Below are 17444 nucleotides of genomic sequence, written 5' to 3'. Positions count from 1 at the left end.
ACAGCATCTCGTGCGTTCAAGACTAGAGGCTCCACGGTAGAGATCGGTGTCTATGCCAATGCCTTCGAAGGGGAGCAAAATGATTCCGGCGCAAATGAAGGCCTCCATACTACCCGCAACGATCTGAACGATGATGGCTATATGCGCTTTGCCTGCTCCTGGGCGGAGGCCGGTGCAACAATAATCGGCGGTTGTTGCGGCATTGGTGCCGAGCATATCCATCGCCTTAAGCAGACCATGACGGAGTGAATCTGTATGAGCGAATGCTGCAAAGCCGCGTTTGTGTCGCAGGTTTCTTAAGTTTACAAAGCCGAGGCTGTGATGAGTATACGACCGATCAGGAGGCATATGGCTTGAATCTATGCGTCGCGTGCTTTTGGGATCGATGTGGACCATGATCGGCTGGAAAACCTTTGTTGGCCCAGCAAACCGGTCGAGATTTCTCTGACGGGCAAACAACGACGCAAACCGAGGCGAAAGCATCGTCAGTAACGTCCCGGCATGTTCTCTGTTTTCTCGGCAAGGAGCGTGTCCTGACGCCCTTGTCCGGTGCGGCATTGCAGGCCATTTGCGACTTCGCCACGGGATTCAACGTTGAACGAGGACTATTCTCACGCCGAGCCGGATGATCGTATCGAGCAGTCATTCGCCGTGTGCCGGGATCGGGTTGAACCTAAAGTGTGAACGCGGCAGACGAGGAAGCCGTCGCCAATCACCAATCCGTGCTCTATGTCCTTGGGCCGAGCATGATCCAGGTGGATGCGGTGAAGGTTTCGATGGCCGCCCTTCTCCTTGTCGGACGGTTGATCGACGCGGGAGCGGTTGCCGTAAAGGGAGAAAGCGCTGGCGTCGCCCATGGGCTTGGTCGATGGAGAGAACTGATACGCCAAGGAGCCGAAGCCCTCAAGGCCCGGTGACCTTTTGGCTCAACAGCGCGTCGGACGCCTGGCTTTCGCGAAACGCCCGCTATCAGCTCAGGGATACCTGGGGAGTGTCGGTTTTCATCTCGTGGGGCTGCCGGAAGTGTATGTGCCGGAATCGTTTGCCACTGAAAGGCAGGCTGTCGCCACGATGGATGCGGTGACTGACGAGATCGCGAAGCGGGGGCTCGGGCCGACACCGATGATACGCCATGCAACCCTTTCCTCTGATTCAACTTATGACGTGGGCGAGTTCAGTTCAATCCATATGGAATGTCAGGCTCGCCACGTGAGCTGGGCGGATCCAGGCGAGGGGTCGTCGGTCAAAAAAGAAGGCGGTAGGCCCTCATGTTTGCCCACCGCCCTCCGCCTCCGAGCGTCCGCCGCCACGCGCTCAAGAGAGAGGCTGAGTCTATCTCAGCGGGGCCTCGGTTTGTATCGAAGCCGACAAACAAATGCATAATGTCATCCAACAGTCACATAGCAATTGTGTGTTGTGATTGCCGCCACGCAAATGTCATTGAAGTTGCTGCGCTCGTCGCCGCCGTTGCTGTGGACAAGCTGTGGATAATCGGTGGATAACGCAATCAATCAGCGCATGATATGGTCCCGAAATCCGATCCCATGTTGCCTATCCGTTCCGAATCTCTTCATCTTGTCGGTGCCTGCTGTCGACCTCCGCCGCAAACGTTGTCGACCGCATGCTCCGGGCGCTCCGACAAGAAGTCGTGGAGCGCCCTTTCTCTTCCGGAAAGATCACTGCAAAGCTGGCGGGCGAGCCAGAACCCGACAGTCGCATTACCTTGTCGCGCAGTCGCTGGATCAAGCAATTGACTACCCCCCTTGATCTTTAGGCACCACCGGAGGGGTCGTTCTCCGGGCATTACCCTGACTACTAGCGCGGCTTGCGCGGACATTTGCGGATAACCAAAGCATGATAAATCTGCTACCGTCTTCCTTCGATCCACACGGTGCTTCAACCCCCGGGAGTTTCGGGCAGACAGTCCCGCGCGATCCATCCCCCGAAGGTATCCGAAGCATAGGCAGGACTTGTCCAGGCCGCCATGTCACAACGCGACATATCATGTCTCCGATCTTCGCAGGAACTTGCCATCGAACGCGGCACCCACTACCCCTTCACCGGGACGCAAGGGCAAACTCCGGGATAATGGAAACGACCTGGGCTTAGGGGAGGATGGAACCGAGACATCCCGACGGCGATTGAATGGGCGAAAATCAGAGCCCGGACTTCAGTGTAATTCAAGATATCAGAGCCAGAATATGAATGTGAAGAACTGCCACAATTTCCATGATTTCCGCCAATTGGCCAAGCGGCGCCTCCCCGGGCCGATCTTCAATTATATCGACGGTGCGGCTGACGACGAAGTCACCTATCGTCGCAACACGACATCCTTCGGTGACTGCGACCTGGTGCCCAGCGTATTGCGCGGCGTGAGCGATGTAGACATGTCGGTGACGATCATGGGCCAAAGACTAGCGATGCCAGTCTATTGCTCGCCGACGGCGCTGCAGCGGCTGTTTCATCATCAAGGCGAGAGGGCGGTGGCTGCAGCAGCAGCCAAATACGGCACTATGTTCGGGGTGTCGTCACTGGGAACTATCAGTTTAGAAGAAGCACGTCAGATCAGCGACGGGCCACAAGTCTATCAGTTCTATTTCCACAAGGACCGTGGCCTGAATCGGGAGATGATGGCACGCTCCAAGCAGGCGGGCGTAAACGTGATGATGCTGACGGTCGACAGCATCACCGGCGGCAATCGCGAACGCGACAAGCGCACGGGCTTTTCGATTCCGTTCAAACTGAACCTTGCCGGCCTCACCCAGTTCGCGGTCAGGCCGGCTTGGGCAATCAACTATCTCATGCATGAACGCTTTCGTCTGCCGCAACTCGACAGCCACGTCGACATGAGCGGCGGCGCCATGTCGATAAGCCGCTATTTCACCGAAATGCTGGATCCTGCGATGTCATGGGCCGATGTCGCCGAAATGGTGCAGCATTGGGACGGACAGTTCTGCTTGAAAGGCATCATGTCGGTTCAGGATGCTCAGCGAGCAGCGGAGATAGGATGTACCGGCATCGTGATCTCCAACCATGGCGGCCGCCAGCTGGACGGCTCGCGCAGCGCATTCGACCAACTCGCCGAAATCGTCGACGCGGTCGGCCACAAGATCGACGTGATGATGGATGGCGGCGTTCAGCGTGGCACCCATGTGCTCAAAGCCTTGTCATTGGGCGCGAAAGCTGTCGGCCTAGGTCGATACTACCTATTTCCGCTCGCCGCCGCGGGCCAAGCGGGCGTCGAACGCGCGCTGGATTTGATGCGTAGCGAAATCGCGCGCGATATGACGCTTATGGGATGCACCTCCGTCGATCAGCTCACAAGACAGAACCTGCGCTTCCGTCAAAACGCCCCATATTAAATTGACCAGCGACCGAGCTCGCTGAAGCTTTGGCGACTTCGCCCGTGCCGCAAACGACCTATCGTGCCTGCGGGTTTGTAGAACCGGCTTCCTGATCGTAAAAACCTGCTGCGGGGGCGCGGCGTCGGTTCCATCAAGACGCAAGATCCGAATGGCGCCGGCCGATCTGTCGGTGCCGGACCGCATGCATGGCAGTGGCGAGCGGAACATCTGCGCTTGTGCAGAGTTAAGACGCGATGAAACATGATGGTGACCATCAGCCGGCGTCCAATCCATATTGACTGGCTTCAAGGGAAGATGCCGCAGATGGCGGCAAGGCCACCTGTTCGGGAGCTAAACGCTTGCTCCGTCATGCGAGTGTATGGGTTCGACTAATCTTTTGCCGACCCAGCGGACGGACCAGCTTTTCTCCGCTTTGGCTGCATCGGTTGTCACGTTTCCAATCACCCTACTCGCATGCGTCCTCCTTCTCAGACCGCCGAGGGCTGGCTCGTCTGCTCCCCGTCTTTTCATAAAGCGGAGGAGAAGTGTCGATGTCGAGCGCCACCGCCGCTCGGCTGAGCTTCGTTCAAAGAAATAGCTACCGGCCGCCTTGGGTTTCGAAATGCGAGAACTGCCAGCGCTCGCTTTTCCAAGCCTCGCAACCTGCATGCAGCTAGACAGCCATCGATAGTCAATGCCGCTCGGCAGCTTTCTGGGCATGATCAAGGCATCAGGCCCTCCAGCGTTGTGGAACAAGTTGCCGGTATCGGCCATTTGTTGTCCATGAAAACAGTCCTGTCGATGTCGCTGCTCGCCGTGGTCTTCACCGTTGGTGGTGTTGGCGCGCAGGAACTTCGGCGCGAAGCCATCGATTCCGCTTCCATTGCTTCCATCGCTGCAGAAAGGCCGACCAAGGCGCCCGCCGATCCAGATCCAGCGGTCGTGCGTCTTCAGGTCCTGCTCGACCGCGCGGGCTCGTCTCCAGGTGTGATCGACGGTTTCTACGGCGAGAATGTTCGCAAAGCCGTGGCAGGATTCGAAACGATGAACAGCCTTGTCGTCGATGGGAAGCCGGATCCGGAGGTGGTCGCCCGCTTGGAAGGCAATGCGCCCATCGTTGAGAGCTACGTCGTCTCGGCAGAGGATGCCACGGGTCTCGTCGACAGGATCCCTGAAGACTACGACGAGAAGGCGAAGATGCAGAGCCTTGGATATACCAGCGTTGCCGAGAAGCTTTCCGAGCGGTTCCACATGGACGTCGGCCTTATGCAAGCGCTTAATCCCTTTTCGCGGTTCGCTCCAGGTGACACGGTTTGGGTCGTGACACCCGGCCCTCCGCAAGAAGGAAAGGTCGAGAGGATCGAGGCCAACAAGCAGACAGGGCAGATCCTGGCCTATGCCGAAAACGGATCGCTGCTTGCAGTCTATCCTGCGACGATCGGAAGCGAAGACAATCCGGCCCCGTCGGGCAAGCACAAGGTGAAAGGCGTCGCGAGGATGCCAGCGTACAGGTACGACCCAAGGCTCAACTTCCGGCAGGGGAAGAATAACAAGGTTTTGACGATACCAAAGGGGCCGAACGGTCCGGTCGGCAGCGTCTGGATCGACCTGACCGAGCCGACTTACGGAATCCATGGGACGCCTGAACCAAAACTCATCGACAAGGTTGGATCGCACGGTTGCGTGCGCCTGACGAACTGGGACGCCGAAGAGCTGGCCGGAATGGTCAAGCCAGGAGTCATGGTGGAATTCGTCAATCAAGGTCCGGCCGCTCTTAAGTGAAGCGTATTGGCGGTAATGAGCGCCCCCCGGTCGCGGATTTTGGCCGCTCTTTCCGCTTTTGACGAGTGCTTGGCTCCCCGCAAGCGATGCCTGCGCGCCGCCTCAGAAGTGCACGGCGTTGTCAGGCGATCGACGCGCAAGGTATAGGAACTGTGGCGCGCTGCCGTTGGCCGAGTGTCCTGAGGCGATAGCGCACGACGATTGTGGCCGCACTGAGCATGTGCTCCGAATCCAGACAGCAGGGGCGCCGGTTTACACCGTGTTTACCAACCTAAAGGCGAAAAATAGCCCTATATGATTAATTGACTTCGCCTTCTAGCTGTACGAATTATCCCGCGGGCTGGAAAACGGAGGGTGTTGCCAATGGCAATCGTTTTTCAATCACACGGGGGTAGCGAGCAAAAGCGCACCGTTTCTATCTCAAGCCTTCGCGCCAGGCCGCCAGCGACAGGTGACGTCGCAGTCGACGAAGAGGCGGACTTCGGCTATTTCGTACCGCCACTGGATGCGCCCGAGAACTACTTGCCCAACACGGCGGAGACGGTTGGGGAACTCGATGAACTCGGCGCAATGTTGATCGATGTTGTCGCTACGCCGACGAGTGAAGATCCGACTGAAGATTCCACGCTCCCGCCGGTTCTCACATATTGGGGCCAATTCCTGGATCACGAGCTGACAGCCCGAACCGATCGCGAAGGGGCGATTTCGAGCATGGTCAACGCACACCCGCCTGTCGCCTCGTCGACAGTGGAGAGCCAGTTCAGGAACGCTCGCTCGCCCCGCTTCGATCTCGATAGTGTCTACGGCGGATCTGCCGTCGGCGACGGAATAGATGCAGACGTTGTCAAAGTGATTTCTGGTCTTCGCCATCCCACGCTGAAAGACAAAATGCGTGTCGGAACAGCGATCGAACCGGGGCCGTTGCCCGACATGCTCGACCAACATCGAGACCTGCCTCGGTATGGCCAGGTCCAGTCGTCTGTCCGGGAAGCGGCTTTACGTCTGGCTCAGGCGGCGATGACTCCTGAGGTGTTTCAGAAATTCTCTGATACGCTGCCCCAGCGCGCAATAATCGGCGATAATCGTAACGACGAAAATCTCGTCGTTGCGCAGTTCCATCTGAGCTTTCTTCGGTTCCACAACAAGGCCATCGACTACCTTGCGTCGCACGACACGGGCTGGATCGCCGATTTCAGCTCAGCGCAGGCTCTAACCAGACTCCATTATCAGTGGCTGATCGTTGATGGATATCTCCAGGGCGTGTGCGACCCGGCTGTGGTAGACCGCATCGTCAACGATCGGGCATCTCATTTCTTCAAGTTCAGAGCCGAATTCGATGCCCGAAGGCAGAATACCCGACTTGGAAATGCCTTGCCGTTAGAATTCTCCGCGGCGGCTTATCGGTTCGGTCATTCCATGGTCAGAGCCTTTTATGACTACAACAAGAACTTTGGGCGGCCGGGCACTGGTTTTCTACCGCGCGCCACCTTGCGGTTACTTTTCGAATTCACCGGCGGCGGCGGCAGGCTGGATGACGAGAAGAAGCTGCCCAAGAACTGGATAATCGACTGGGCGCGCTTTACAGGGGTCGATCCCCACGACGGGAGCGACGGCGAGCCGGCCCGTCTTGCCAGAAAGATCGACACGGAACTCGCTCCGCCATTGCATACGATGTTCAAGGAAGGCGAAGACCAGGACGACCAACAGCTCAAGGCGTTGTTCAAGAACCTGGCAAGGCGGAACCTTCGTCGAGGCTACAATCTCCGGCTCCCGACGGGCCAGGCACTACACAAGCATCTCAAACAAATCGGCGCAGTGGAGTCCTCGCCGATCCAAGATGTCTCAGCCCTGTTTACCACGAAGCCCGATTTGCAGAACTTCCTCGCCAGCACCGCGTCGCGCTTTCACGAACGCACACCGCTCTGGTTCTACATTCTGGCCGAAGCCGAGGCTGCAGGTGGAAACCGATTGGGCGAAGTTGGGAGCTGTCTCGTAGTCTTGACATTCGTGGGCGTGCTGCTTGCCGATCCCGACTCGGCCCTTTCGCGCGGGTTCACGCCCGATCAGAGCCCTCTCAAGATGCCGGACAACGCACCGATCGACTCGATCGCCAAGTGGATGCAGTTCGCCGCGGTTATGCAGTAGGGCTCTTGAGACTGCTGCCTCGCCGCGTCGCGGCGAGGCAAAGAGAGATACCTGCTGCTTTGGGAAATCACTGGACACGAGCCCAAAGCTGCCGCCGGTAGTGGCCGGCACGACCGTTTGACAAATCAGGATCGACACCGTCTAACCGGCGTTCTGACGGCGTCGTCTCCGCTGGTGTCGCTGATCCTGGGATCGGGATTGTGCCGGATGGACTGAAGGATGCCGAACCGGTCCTTCGAGCTGAAGACGGTTCAGGAGGATCGGTTCTAAGGATCGGATCGGTGTTGCCCGGAACAAACGAGTACGACCGGTGTCACGAACCCATGCCGCCGCCGAGCGTGTTACCGCAGGCGCAGAGTGAAAGCAGGATGCTGCAGCCGACCGCAATTGTTGTCACGGTCTTCCTCATCTTCTGTTTCCTTTTGCCATGATCAGGGTTGCTCACGGGTGCCGGGCGCGGCCTCGCGCTGATCGGCATCTTCAAGGTCGGTCGCAATCAGGAACGCGTCGGTATGCTCGCGTGCGGCTTCTCTCAGGGCGTCCAAGCTTGGAAGGTCGTCGCCTTCGATTTCACCGGCTTCCCGTTCGATCTCCCCCTTCGCCTGGATCCAGTGATCTTCCTGACGCCCTTCAGGTCGTCCTTCTCGCTCCCAAATGGCATGAGCTCGTCTCCGCACTTCGTCTTCGTGGATGGGGCCATGCCGTCTTCCATATTCATCAACGCTCTGGGATCGAGCGCCATTTTGCTCTCCTGCCATGTCATTACCTCCAATACCGATTTCTGGTGGAGACGGACGACCTCCCCAGCAGGTAGCCAATGCCGAAGGCTGCCGCGCCAATACCGAGGATGAGTGAGCTTGCGGCCTGCGGGTGGTCTGTGACGCCGACTGCGACAGCGTTAGCCTCCCGCTTGATTGCGGAGGCCGTGTCAGATGCGACTTTCCGGATGCCCTCAGGTTTTTCAACTGGCGATCCGGTGAAGCCGGCTTCGAGTTCATTTGCCATTGAGTTTTCCTTTCGTAAAAGGAGAACTGGCGGGGAGGGGTGTCGGTTCCTCAGGATTTTACCGGCCGATGCGGATAGGTGGTCCGGAGTTCCGGATCGCGTCCAATGGGGCGCATTTGCAGGCCGCGGCTTTAAGATCGCGGATAGATGCCATTCAGGCGTCTCTGAAAGAGCGGGCCAATGGCAATCGTCGCAAGAACTCCGGGCCATATGCGGCAGACGCATAGCTGCGGTGACGGATTGTTGCTGTTTTAAAACGATTGAAACACCTATATCCCAATCATCGAAACGACGCCGGGGCCAAGCACGGTTGCTGACGTCACAGCCCTCGGGAAAGGGGATTATCATGAACGTGGCACGCTCTTTCAACAACTGGCGCAAGTTCCGCCAGACCGTTTCCGAACTTGGCCGGATGTCCAGCCGTGAATTGCAGGATCTCGGCATCGACCGCGCCGATATCCGTAGCATCGCCCGGGCATCGATCGCTCGCTGACAGCGCTGCTCCAAGCTCGCCGACACTGCCGACGCCCGCTCATGCGGGCGTTTTCGCGTCAATTTTTCATGTTTCCGTATTCTCTAGAGCTTTTGCCGTCGCGAGCCTGGCGGCTTCGTGTTTCTTGCATAGCTGCAGTGCAACATTAAGCCTGTCAACCGCCGAGCGATGGCATATGATCTCTCTCTCCGAAGCAATTGCATGTCCTCCCGCAGAGCTTCGTGGTTCAGGCGGCCCCCTCCTCCTTCCAAGGGACGTCTATAGGAACGGCGGCACTCCTCCCAGTCGCTGTTCGCTTTTTTTGAGAAAGCCTGCCGCACCTCCTCCCGCGGCAGGCTTTTTCGTCTCTGGGCGCTGCTTGAGCATCACGTAGCGATGATAGTGCATGTGAATTATAATTCATGAGATGAATTATATTGACAGGTGCGGCGCATTGCGTATAGCTACCCCTACCGGACTTCGAGGAGGAAATCCGGTCATCACTGCGATCACCGGCGCCGGTCTGGCGCCCTTCGGGCTTTTTTGGGAGGGGCTATGGCCCCGAGGAGGACACTTGCGCACTTTTTTCAGCACGACCGCGATGGCGGTCCTTGCGTCGACGCTCTTTGCCGGTTCCACGGCTGCCGAAACGGAGAACCCGTTCCGCTGCAAGCCGGGCGAAAAATACGTCATGAACGTCATGGTGTCGGGCGTGGAATACTGGTTCCCTGTCTATGAAATGTTCAAGCAGGCCGGCCAGCAGCTCGGCTGTGAGACGGAATATACCGGCACGCCGGAATATGACGTCAACAAGCAGATCGCCACATTCGACCAGGCGTTGGCACAGAACCCGGCCGGCATTCTCGTTCATCCGATGAATTCCGATCCCTTCATTGAGCCAATCAACCGCGCGGTCGACCGAGGTACGGCGGTCGTCACGTTTGCGGCCGACTCGCCGCTTTCCAAGCGCGTCTCCTTCATCACCTCGGGCCACCCCCCCGGGGGCACCTATGCCGCCCACACGACCGCCGGGGAGATGGGCGGGCAGGGGGGATATGCGGGTCTCGAAAATCCGGGCCAGGGAAAACACGAAACGCGGAGCCGCGCACACCACACCCGGAGTGAAGAGAAGTGGCCGGACATGAAGCTCGTCGGCCGCGCTGCTTCCAACCAGGACCCGACCAAGGCTTATCAGGGGCTTTCGAGCCTTATCCAGGCCAATCCGAATCTCGGCGCGGTCTTCATGCCCGAAGCCAACTCGGCGATCGGCGCCGCACAGGCAAACAAGGAAAGCGGGGGCAAGGTCCTCGTCATGTGCGCAGATGTCAACGCCAACATCCTCGATATGATCAAGGCCGGTGAAGTCTTCGGCTCGATCAATCCGAACCAGGGCATGCAGGGCTATATGGGCTTCATGCTGCTGTGGTTCGCAGAGCATCCGGAACTGATCGACCCGATGAACGACGCCAAGCGCTCCGGATTCAACCCAATGAGCATCCCGGTCGTCGATAACGGCCTGTCGATTGTGACGGCGAAAAACGCCGACGATTTCTACTGGGACAAGTACCTGAAGCGTCGCGGCACGAAGGGTATCGAGGAATGAGCTTCTGAAAATCGACCATCCGCACCCTTCAGTGCGGATGGTCGTGATGGCGAGGGAGGAAGACGATGGCAGAGCCGGTACTCAGCATTCATGGCGTGACCAAGCATTTCGGGGCGGTGAAGGCGTTGACAGACGTCGATTTCACGCTGGAGCGTGGCGAAGTCCATGCGCTCTGCGGCGAGAACGGCGCCGGCAAATCGACGCTGATGAACATTATCGCCGGCGTGCTGCAGCCGAGCGAAGGTGAAATCCGCGTAGACGGCAAGGTCGTGCGCATATCGTCCCCTGCCGCCGCCCAATCGCTCGGCATCGGGCTCGTGCATCAGGAAATCGCGCTCTGCCCGGATGCGACCGTGGCTGAAAACATGTTCATGGCGGCGACCAACCGCCGCCGTGCCCCCTTCATGAACTATCGCGCGCTGGAGCGCGATGCACAGGCCGTCATGGATCGTCTCGCCGCGATCGACGTCCGCCGCAAGGTCGCGGACCTGCCGATTTCCAGCCAGCAACTCGTCGAGATCGCCAAGGCTCTGACGCTCGACTGCCGCGTGCTGATCCTGGACGAGCCTACCGCGGCGCTGACCGAGACCGAGACGCGGCAGCTTTTTGCAATCATCCGCGACCTTAAGGCGAACGGCATTTCGATCATCTATATCAGCCATCGCATGGCAGAGATTTTCAGCCTGTGCGACTGCGTTACCGTGTTTCGCGACGGCCGCTACGTGTGTACCGACCACATCGCCGACATCACGCCAGACGACGTGGTGCGCCGCATGGTAGGGCGCGAGATCACGCAGCTCTATCCGGACAAGCTCGGTGCGGACGACGCGTCCGGGGAGCCGATCCTCGAGGCCGACAATATTGGTGACGGCGCGCGGTTCCATGATGTGAGTTTCGACCTACGCAAGGGCGAGATCCTCGGGATCGGCGGCCTCATCGGCTCCGGCCGCACGGAAATCGCCGAAGGCATCTGCGGGCTCAGATCGCGCTCGGCGGGCACGGTGCGCCTGCATGGCAAGGCGCAGTCGATCCGCGCCTATTCCGATGCCGTGAAGGCCGGCATCGTCTATCTCTCCGAGGACCGCAAGGGGTCAGGCGTGTTTTTGGAAATGTCCATCGCACAGAACATCTCGGTACTGGACCTTAAGTCATTGACCAATCCGATCGGTCTGCTGAACCGTCGCGCGGAAGCCGCCCTGGCAGAGAATTTCGCGCGTCGGCTTGCGGTGCGCATGGGCGGCATTGAGGCGCCGGTCAAATCGCTCTCCGGCGGCAATCAGCAGAAGGTTGCGCTCGCCAAGCAGCTTGCGGTGAGGCCAAAGGTCATCCTGATGGACGAACCGACGCGCGGCATCGATGTCGGCGCGAAAACCGAAATCCACCGGCTGCTACGCGAGCTTGCGCGGTCGGGCATCGGCATCATCGTTATCTCATCGGAAATGCCGGAACTCCTCGGGCTATGTGACCGTGTGCTTGTCGTCCGGGAGGGGCGCATCGCCGGCGAGCTAGGCGTCGACGAGATGACGGAGGAGGCCGTGATCCGCCTCGCTTCGGGGGTGGGCACGGCAAAGGCGGCAAGCCATGCCGCGTGAGGACAAAGTGGGAGAAACGGGAATGGCAATCGACACCTTGGCGACAGGCGCGCCGAAGACAGCGTCCTTCAAACGCATTGGCACAATGCGCGAGGCGGGGCTGATCGCGATCATCCTCGCGCTGTGCGTGATCATGAGCGTTGCCTCGCCGCACTTCCTGACGCTTGGCAATTTCCGCGCCATGCTGATGAGCTTTTCCGTTGAAGGCATCGTCGTCGTGGGCATGACGATCCTGCTCATCGTCGGCGGCATCGACCTCGCGGTGGGCTCCGTGGTCTGCTTCGCGATGGTGCTCTCGGGCTCGCTCTTCCTCGCCGGGCTCGACCCGTGGACGGCCTCGCTCATCGGCATCCTCGCGAGCAGCACGATCGGTGGAATAATGGGCTTCTTTGTGACGGTCGTGGGTCTCAACCACTTCATCACCTCGCTTGCGGCAATGGTGATCGTGCGAGGCCTTTGCCTCATCATCACAAAGGGCACGCCGCTCTCGCTCTTCACGCTGCCGGCGGGCTTCAAGGCGGTGGGGCAAGGCACGCTTTACGGCGTACCCTATGTCATCTTGATCTTCGTCGCCGTCGTCATCCTGTTCGATTTCCTGCTGCGCCGAGCCACCGCCTTCCGCAAAGTCTTCTATACGGGCAGCAACGAGAAGGCCGCGCTCTATTCCGGCATCAAGACCAATCAGGTGAAATTCTGGGTGACCGTGCTATGCTCGACGCTCGCCGGTGTCGCAGGGGTTATCTACATGTCCCGCTTCGGCGCAGCGACCCCCACCTTCGGCGTTGGCATGGAACTCAATATCATCGCTGCGGCGGTGATCGGCGGCGCCTCGCTCAACGGCGGCTCCGGCACGATACTCGGCGCCATCCTCGGCATCGCGCTTCTATCTGTCGTCACGAGCTCTCTGATCCTGCTCGATGTTTCAGTCTATTGGCAGGACATGATCAAGGGGTGCATTCTGCTCGCTGCCGTTTCCATCGACCATTTCCTGCACAAGCAGAAAGCCGCCTGACATGCCAATTGCAAAATTGAAACCCAAGACGACAGTACCGCGCGAGGAGATTGTCATCGCCCGCCAGATGCACCAGGCGCTCGTCCTTCACTTTATGGAAGGCCTGACGCAGGCACAGATCGCCGGCCGGCTCGGCATCTCGCAAGCCACCGTCAACCGCCTCATCAAACGCGGCCGTCAGCTCGGCCTCGTCGAGATCAAGATCAAGTCCCCGGTCGAGCCGCTGGTCGACATGGAGGAGCGGCTTCTGGCACTCGGCGGCATCAGCCGCGCGATCGTGGTCCCGACCGTCTCCGACAATCCGCAGACCGCGCTCCAGGCAGTCGGGGAGGCGGCCGCTCGCCTCCTGATGGAGGAGCTCGACGACGGCGACACAATCTGCATCACTGGCGGCAAAGGGGTGAGCGCCGTCGTCGCCGGTATGCAGCCACCGCGCCGTTTTGATGTCGAGGTCATTCCGGCAACGGGCTGCGTCCAGGGCAAGCACTATACCGACGTCAACCACGTTTCGACCCTGATGGCCGACCGGCTCGGGGGGCGGTCCTACCAGATCCACGCGCCCCTCTTCGCCGACGATGCCGAGCAGCGGGCGATGCTGATCAACATGCGCTCTGTCGCCGACGTCTTCAAACGGGCGCGCGAGGCAAAGGTGGCGGTGGTCGGCATCGGCTCGATCCTAACGGACGACTCCAGCTATTACGACCTGCATCCCTCCTCGAGTACTGATCGGGTGGCGATCGAGCGCTCGGGCGCAAGTTGCGAATTGCTTGCCCACCTGCTCGATGACCAGGGCCGGGTCTGCGACTACAGCCTCAATCGTTCCCTGGTGTCGCTTACCCTGGCGGAATTCGCCTCGATCCCGATGAAGATCGGCGTCGCCAGCGGCCCGAACAAGGCGGGCCCGATCCTCAGCGTCCTGCGCGGCAACCATCTCGACACGCTTGTCACCGACGAGGCGACCGGGGCACGCATTCTTGAAATTGCATCCAAGGAAGGGGTTTCGGCATGAGCGGCGAACAACTGATCCGCGAGATCGGGCGCTCCGGCGTCAAGGCGTCGGCCGTCGGGCTCGGCACCTGGGCGATCGGCGGTTGGATGTGGGGGGGAACCGACGAGGCGCAGTCCATCGCCGCCATTCAGGCCTCGCTGGAGGCCGGCGTAACCCTGATCGATACAGCGCCCGCCTACGGGCTCGGCCGCTCGGAGGAAATCGTCGGCAAGGCGCTTGCCGGCCGGCGTGATAAGGCCGTGATCGCCACGAAATGTGGCCTCGTCTGGCACACGCAGAAGGGCAATCACTTCTTCGACCAGGACGGCAGGCCGGTTCACCGCTATCTCGGCGGGGACTCGATCGTCCATGAAGTGGAGGATAGCCTGCGCCGGCTCGGCACGGACTATATCGACCTCTACATCACCCATTGGCAGGACGTGACGACGCCGGTCGAGGAGACCGTCGCGGCGCTTCAGGAACTGCAGCGGGCCGGCAAGATCCGCGCCATCGGTGCCAGTAATGTCAAACGGTCCGTGCTTGAGCAGTACATAGCCACTGGCTCGCTTGACGCGATCCAGGAGCGGTACAGCATGATCGATCGAGAGATCGAGGCGGACCTTTTGCCGCTCAGCGTTGCAAACGGCGTATCGACGCTCAGCTATTCCTCGTTGGCGCTCGGGCTGCTTTCGGGCAGCATCGGGCCGAACCGGATCTTCTCCGGCGATGATCAGCGCAAGGACAATGCGCGCTTTTCCGTCGCCAACCGGCAGAAGGCCCGCGATTTCTCCGACGCGATCCGGCCCGTCGCGGAGCGTCACGATGCGAGCATCGCCCAGACGGTGATCGCCTGGACACTGGCGCAGCCTGGTGTGACCTTTGCCCTTTGCGGCGCGCGCAATCCGGCTCAGGCACTCGACAATGCCCGGGCCGGCACGCTTCGGCTGTCTCCGGAAGATCACGCGGCCATCGACGCCGCCCTATCGGAAAAGCTGGCCAACATCGACGGATAACGGATTGTCATGATGAACCGCGAACAGACATTGGACGGGCTTCGCCGAAGCCCGAAGGTCGACGTGTGCGTCCTTGGCGGCGGCATCAACGGTCTCAGCGTGTTCCGCGAGCTGGCGCTGCAGGGCGTCAACGTGCTCATCGTGGAAAAGGGCGACTATTGCTCCGGGGCCAGCGCTGGGCTCTCGCGCATGGTGCATGGCGGTCTGCGCTACCTGGAAAACGGCGAGTTCAACCTCGTGCAGGAATCGCTTGTCGAGCGCGACCGGTTGCTGCGCAATGCCCCTCACTATGTCGCCCCGCTGCCGACCATGGTGCCGATCTTCGATATCTTTTCCGGGCTGGCAAACGGCATCGTGCGTTTTCTTGGGCTCACCCGTCGGCCGAGCCGCCGCGGCACCGTCGCCATCAAGGCTGGACTGAGCATCTACGACTTCCTGACGCGCAAGCGCGCCCTGATGCCGCGCCATCAGTTCCGTGGTCGCAAAAGCCCGCTTTCGAAATGGCCGGGGCTCAATCCGGCGATCCGCAACTCCGCCACCTATTATGATGCCTGGGTCAGTCACCCGGAGCGCATCGGCATTGAGCTCCTGCGTGATGGGCTCTCGGCCGGCCCGAGCGCTGGGGCCCTGAACTATGCGACGATCGAGCATGCGCCGGCTGGGGAATTTCGGCTGCACGACGGCATTTCGGGCGAAACCTTGGCAATCAAGCCGTCACTGGTCGTCAACGCGACCGGCGGCTGGATTGACATCGCCAATGGCGCGCTCTTTCCTGAGGCAGCTCGTCCCGCGCCGCTGATCGGCGGCACGAAGGGCTCGCACCTCATCATCGACCATGCGGGGCTTCGCGACATGCTCGATGGTCACATGATCTATTACGAGAACGAGGACGGGCGCATCTGCATCCTCTTTCCTTATCTCGGCAAGGTGCTTGTCGGCTCGACGGATATCCGCGTGGACGACCCCGCAACGGTGCGCTGCGAGGCCGACGAGCGGGACTATATCCTGCAATCGCTCGCCTTCGTATTGCCCGGTGTCCGCATCCGCCCGGAAGAGATCGTCTTCCAGTTCGCAGGCGTGCGCCCGCTGCCGGCAAGCAATGACAGCTTCACCGGCCGCATCCCCCGTGACCATTATTGCACCGTTCTCGAAGGCCGCGACGGTGGTCCACCAGTGCTCTGCATGATCGGCGGCAAGTGGACGACCTTTCGTTCCTTCGGCGAACTCGCCGCCGATATGGCGTTGGAACGGCTTGACCGGAGCCGCCGCCTCGACACGGCGGACCGCACTTTCGGCGGCGGACGGGCATTTCCGATAGACCGTAGCGGCTGGATTCGGGACTTGTCGGAATCGACAGGCCTTTCCCTCGATCGCGCCGCAACGCTGTTCGAGCGCTATGGCACGGATGCCAAGGCCGTTGCCCGCTTCGCCGCCGCGGGGCCGGACAACCTCTTGCCTCATGCCGGCTACAGCGCCCGGGAGCTCCTGCATCTCATCCGTACGGAGGCGGTCGAGCATCTGGACGATCTGCTCCTCCGGCGCACGACACTTGCCATCACCGGCGAGCTTTCCCTCGACATGGCCGAGATCGCGCTCGACCTCCTCGCCGACGACAAAGGCTGGCCAGTGCAGCGCAAGGACGAAGAGCGCACCCGTTTTCTCACCCTCATGCGCGAGCGCCACGGCGTCGCGGAGGCAACCCTTTCCGCAAGGAACAAACAAAGGAGTGAACCATGCGAGACAACCGCAAGATCCGGATGAATCGGCTGTTCGGCAACGGCCGTTGCCTGGACGTGGCGATCGATCACGGCGTATGCAACGAACCGTCCTTCCTCGATGGACTGGAGAACATGCCGGCCATCGTGAAGGCGCTCGTCGATGCGAAGCCGGATGCGATCCAGATGAACTACGGCCAAGCCGACCTGCTGCAGGATATATCCGGCAAGGAGAAGCCGGCGCTCGTCATGCGCATCGACATGGGCAACCCCTATAACCGGATCCGCCATCGCGACATGTGGGCGGTGTTGCAGAACGAGGCGGAGCCGCTGATCGGCGCGTTGCAGATGGATGCCGCCTGCGTAGTAGTCAACCTCTTCATGCTGCCGGACGAGCCGGATCTCTTCCGCCAGTGCGTGCAGAACATTTCTCGCGTACGGGCAGACTGCGAAAAGTACGGCGTGCCGCTGATGATCGAGCCGCTCGTCATGCAGCCAGTCACCGAACGCGGCGGCTACATGGTCGATGGCGATGCCGACAAGATCGTCACGCTGACGCGGCTTGCCCGCGAGATGGGCGCGGACATAGTCAAGGCGGATCCGACGGCGAATGCGGAAGACTTTCACCGCGTGGTCGAGGCTGCGCGCTGCCCGGTTCTGGTGCGCGGCGGCGGCAAGGAAGACCTGCGCGCTGTGTTCGCCAAGTCCGCGGCCTTGATGCGGCAAGGCGCGGTGGGCATGGTCTATGGGCGCAACGTAGTCCAAGAGAGCAA

15 protein-coding genes are annotated in these 17444 nt (G+C 60.3%); 13 read left to right on the top strand and 2 right to left on the bottom strand.

What is annotated here, in order from left to right:
* From C9413_RS12445 to C9413_RS12425, 5 genes are all read left to right on the top strand, one after another.
* A partial coding sequence (locus C9413_RS12445; protein ID WP_170250502.1) for a homocysteine S-methyltransferase family protein occupies positions 1-249 on the top strand: 249 nt, incomplete at its 5' end.
* A gap of 431 nt (positions 250-680) precedes the next feature.
* Positions 681-917: a hypothetical protein gene (locus C9413_RS33260; protein ID WP_246703744.1), complete on the top strand. Its 237-nt coding sequence runs from the start codon at positions 681-683 to the stop codon at positions 915-917.
* A 1284-nt stretch (positions 918-2201) separates the two neighbouring features.
* Complete coding sequence (locus C9413_RS12435) at positions 2202-3362, top strand: alpha-hydroxy acid oxidase (protein ID WP_040114956.1); 1161 nt, start codon at positions 2202-2204, stop codon at positions 3360-3362.
* Between the two features lie 765 nt (positions 3363-4127).
* Positions 4128-5126: a L,D-transpeptidase family protein gene (locus tag C9413_RS12430; protein WP_040114957.1), complete on the top strand. Its 999-nt coding sequence runs from the start codon at positions 4128-4130 to the stop codon at positions 5124-5126.
* Between the two features lie 888 nt (positions 5127-6014).
* Positions 6015-7271: a heme peroxidase family protein gene (locus tag C9413_RS12425; RefSeq protein WP_246703743.1), complete on the top strand. Its 1257-nt coding sequence runs from the start codon at positions 6015-6017 to the stop codon at positions 7269-7271.
* A 431-nt stretch (positions 7272-7702) separates the two neighbouring features.
* Here C9413_RS12425 and C9413_RS12420 read toward each other — a convergent pair whose 3' ends face one another.
* Both C9413_RS12420 and C9413_RS12415 read right to left on the bottom strand, forming a co-directional pair.
* On the bottom strand, positions 7703-8029 hold the full coding sequence (locus C9413_RS12420; protein ID WP_082046695.1) for a DUF2934 domain-containing protein: 327 nt from the start codon (positions 8027-8029) through the stop codon (positions 7703-7705).
* Between the two features lie 4 nt (positions 8030-8033).
* Complete coding sequence (locus C9413_RS12415) at positions 8034-8276, bottom strand: hypothetical protein (RefSeq protein ID WP_040114960.1); 243 nt, start codon at positions 8274-8276, stop codon at positions 8034-8036.
* Between the two features lie 346 nt (positions 8277-8622).
* Here C9413_RS12415 and C9413_RS12410 point away from each other — a divergent pair, with 346 nt between their 5' ends.
* From C9413_RS12410 to C9413_RS12375, 8 genes are all read left to right on the top strand, one after another.
* A complete protein-coding gene (locus C9413_RS12410; RefSeq protein WP_074071407.1) occupies positions 8623-8769 on the top strand; it encodes a DUF1127 domain-containing protein in 147 nt (48 codons plus the stop codon).
* Between the two features lie 553 nt (positions 8770-9322).
* Positions 9323-10351 carry a substrate-binding domain-containing protein gene (locus C9413_RS12405; RefSeq protein WP_170250500.1) on the top strand — a complete coding sequence of 343 codons (1029 nt, stop codon included), beginning with the start codon at positions 9323-9325 and terminating at the stop codon, positions 10349-10351.
* A gap of 65 nt (positions 10352-10416) precedes the next feature.
* The gene (locus tag C9413_RS12400) at positions 10417-11943 is read left to right on the top strand and encodes a sugar ABC transporter ATP-binding protein (RefSeq protein WP_040114962.1); all 1527 of its coding nucleotides are present in this window, start codon (positions 10417-10419) and stop codon (positions 11941-11943) included.
* 22 nt (positions 11944-11965) lie between these two features.
* Positions 11966-12955 carry an ABC transporter permease gene (locus C9413_RS12395; protein WP_040114963.1) on the top strand — a complete coding sequence of 330 codons (990 nt, stop codon included), beginning with the start codon at positions 11966-11968 and terminating at the stop codon, positions 12953-12955.
* A 1-nt stretch (position 12956) separates the two neighbouring features.
* Positions 12957-13964, top strand: a complete 1008-nt coding sequence (locus tag C9413_RS12390; protein ID WP_040114964.1) for a sugar-binding transcriptional regulator — start codon at positions 12957-12959, stop codon at positions 13962-13964.
* Positions 13961-14956 carry an aldo/keto reductase gene (locus C9413_RS12385; protein ID WP_040114965.1) on the top strand — a complete coding sequence of 332 codons (996 nt, stop codon included), beginning with the start codon at positions 13961-13963 and terminating at the stop codon, positions 14954-14956. Before C9413_RS12390 ends, C9413_RS12385 begins: the two co-directional genes overlap by 4 nt.
* 12 nt (positions 14957-14968) lie before the next feature.
* Positions 14969-16717, top strand: a complete 1749-nt coding sequence (locus C9413_RS12380) for a glycerol-3-phosphate dehydrogenase/oxidase (protein WP_170250503.1) — start codon at positions 14969-14971, stop codon at positions 16715-16717.
* The coding region (locus tag C9413_RS12375) for an aldolase (protein ID WP_246703742.1) at positions 16690-17444 on the top strand (755 nt) is incomplete at its 3' end. The genes C9413_RS12380 and C9413_RS12375, both read left to right, overlap by 28 nt.

The organism is Rhizobium sp. SEMIA 4085 (genome assembly GCF_013004495.1).
Classification (GTDB): Bacteria; Pseudomonadota; Alphaproteobacteria; order Rhizobiales; family Rhizobiaceae; genus Rhizobium; species Rhizobium gallicum.
Note: the sequence above shows the minus strand (reverse complement) of the source record. Positions and strands in the feature narration are given on the sequence as shown.

Coding starts and splice junctions, on each gene's coding strand:
- C9413_RS12435 (WP_040114956.1), top strand. CDS start 2,202: ATGAATGTGAAGAACTGCCACAATTTCCATGATTTCCGCCAATTGGCC.
- C9413_RS12430 (WP_040114957.1), top strand. CDS start 4,128: ATGAAAACAGTCCTGTCGATGTCGCTGCTCGCCGTGGTCTTCACCGTT.
- C9413_RS12425 (WP_246703743.1), top strand. CDS start 6,015: ATGCGTGTCGGAACAGCGATCGAACCGGGGCCGTTGCCCGACATGCTC.
- C9413_RS12420 (WP_082046695.1), bottom strand. CDS start 8,029: ATGGCAGGAGAGCAAAATGGCGCTCGATCCCAGAGCGTTGATGAATAT.
- C9413_RS12415 (WP_040114960.1), bottom strand. CDS start 8,276: ATGGCAAATGAACTCGAAGCCGGCTTCACCGGATCGCCAGTTGAAAAA.
- C9413_RS12410 (WP_074071407.1), top strand. CDS start 8,623: ATGAACGTGGCACGCTCTTTCAACAACTGGCGCAAGTTCCGCCAGACC.
- C9413_RS12400 (WP_040114962.1), top strand. CDS start 10,417: ATGGCAGAGCCGGTACTCAGCATTCATGGCGTGACCAAGCATTTCGGG.
- C9413_RS12395 (WP_040114963.1), top strand. CDS start 11,966: ATGGCAATCGACACCTTGGCGACAGGCGCGCCGAAGACAGCGTCCTTC.
- C9413_RS12390 (WP_040114964.1), top strand. CDS start 12,957: ATGCCAATTGCAAAATTGAAACCCAAGACGACAGTACCGCGCGAGGAG.
- C9413_RS12385 (WP_040114965.1), top strand. CDS start 13,961: ATGAGCGGCGAACAACTGATCCGCGAGATCGGGCGCTCCGGCGTCAAG.
- C9413_RS12380 (WP_170250503.1), top strand. CDS start 14,969: ATGAACCGCGAACAGACATTGGACGGGCTTCGCCGAAGCCCGAAGGTC.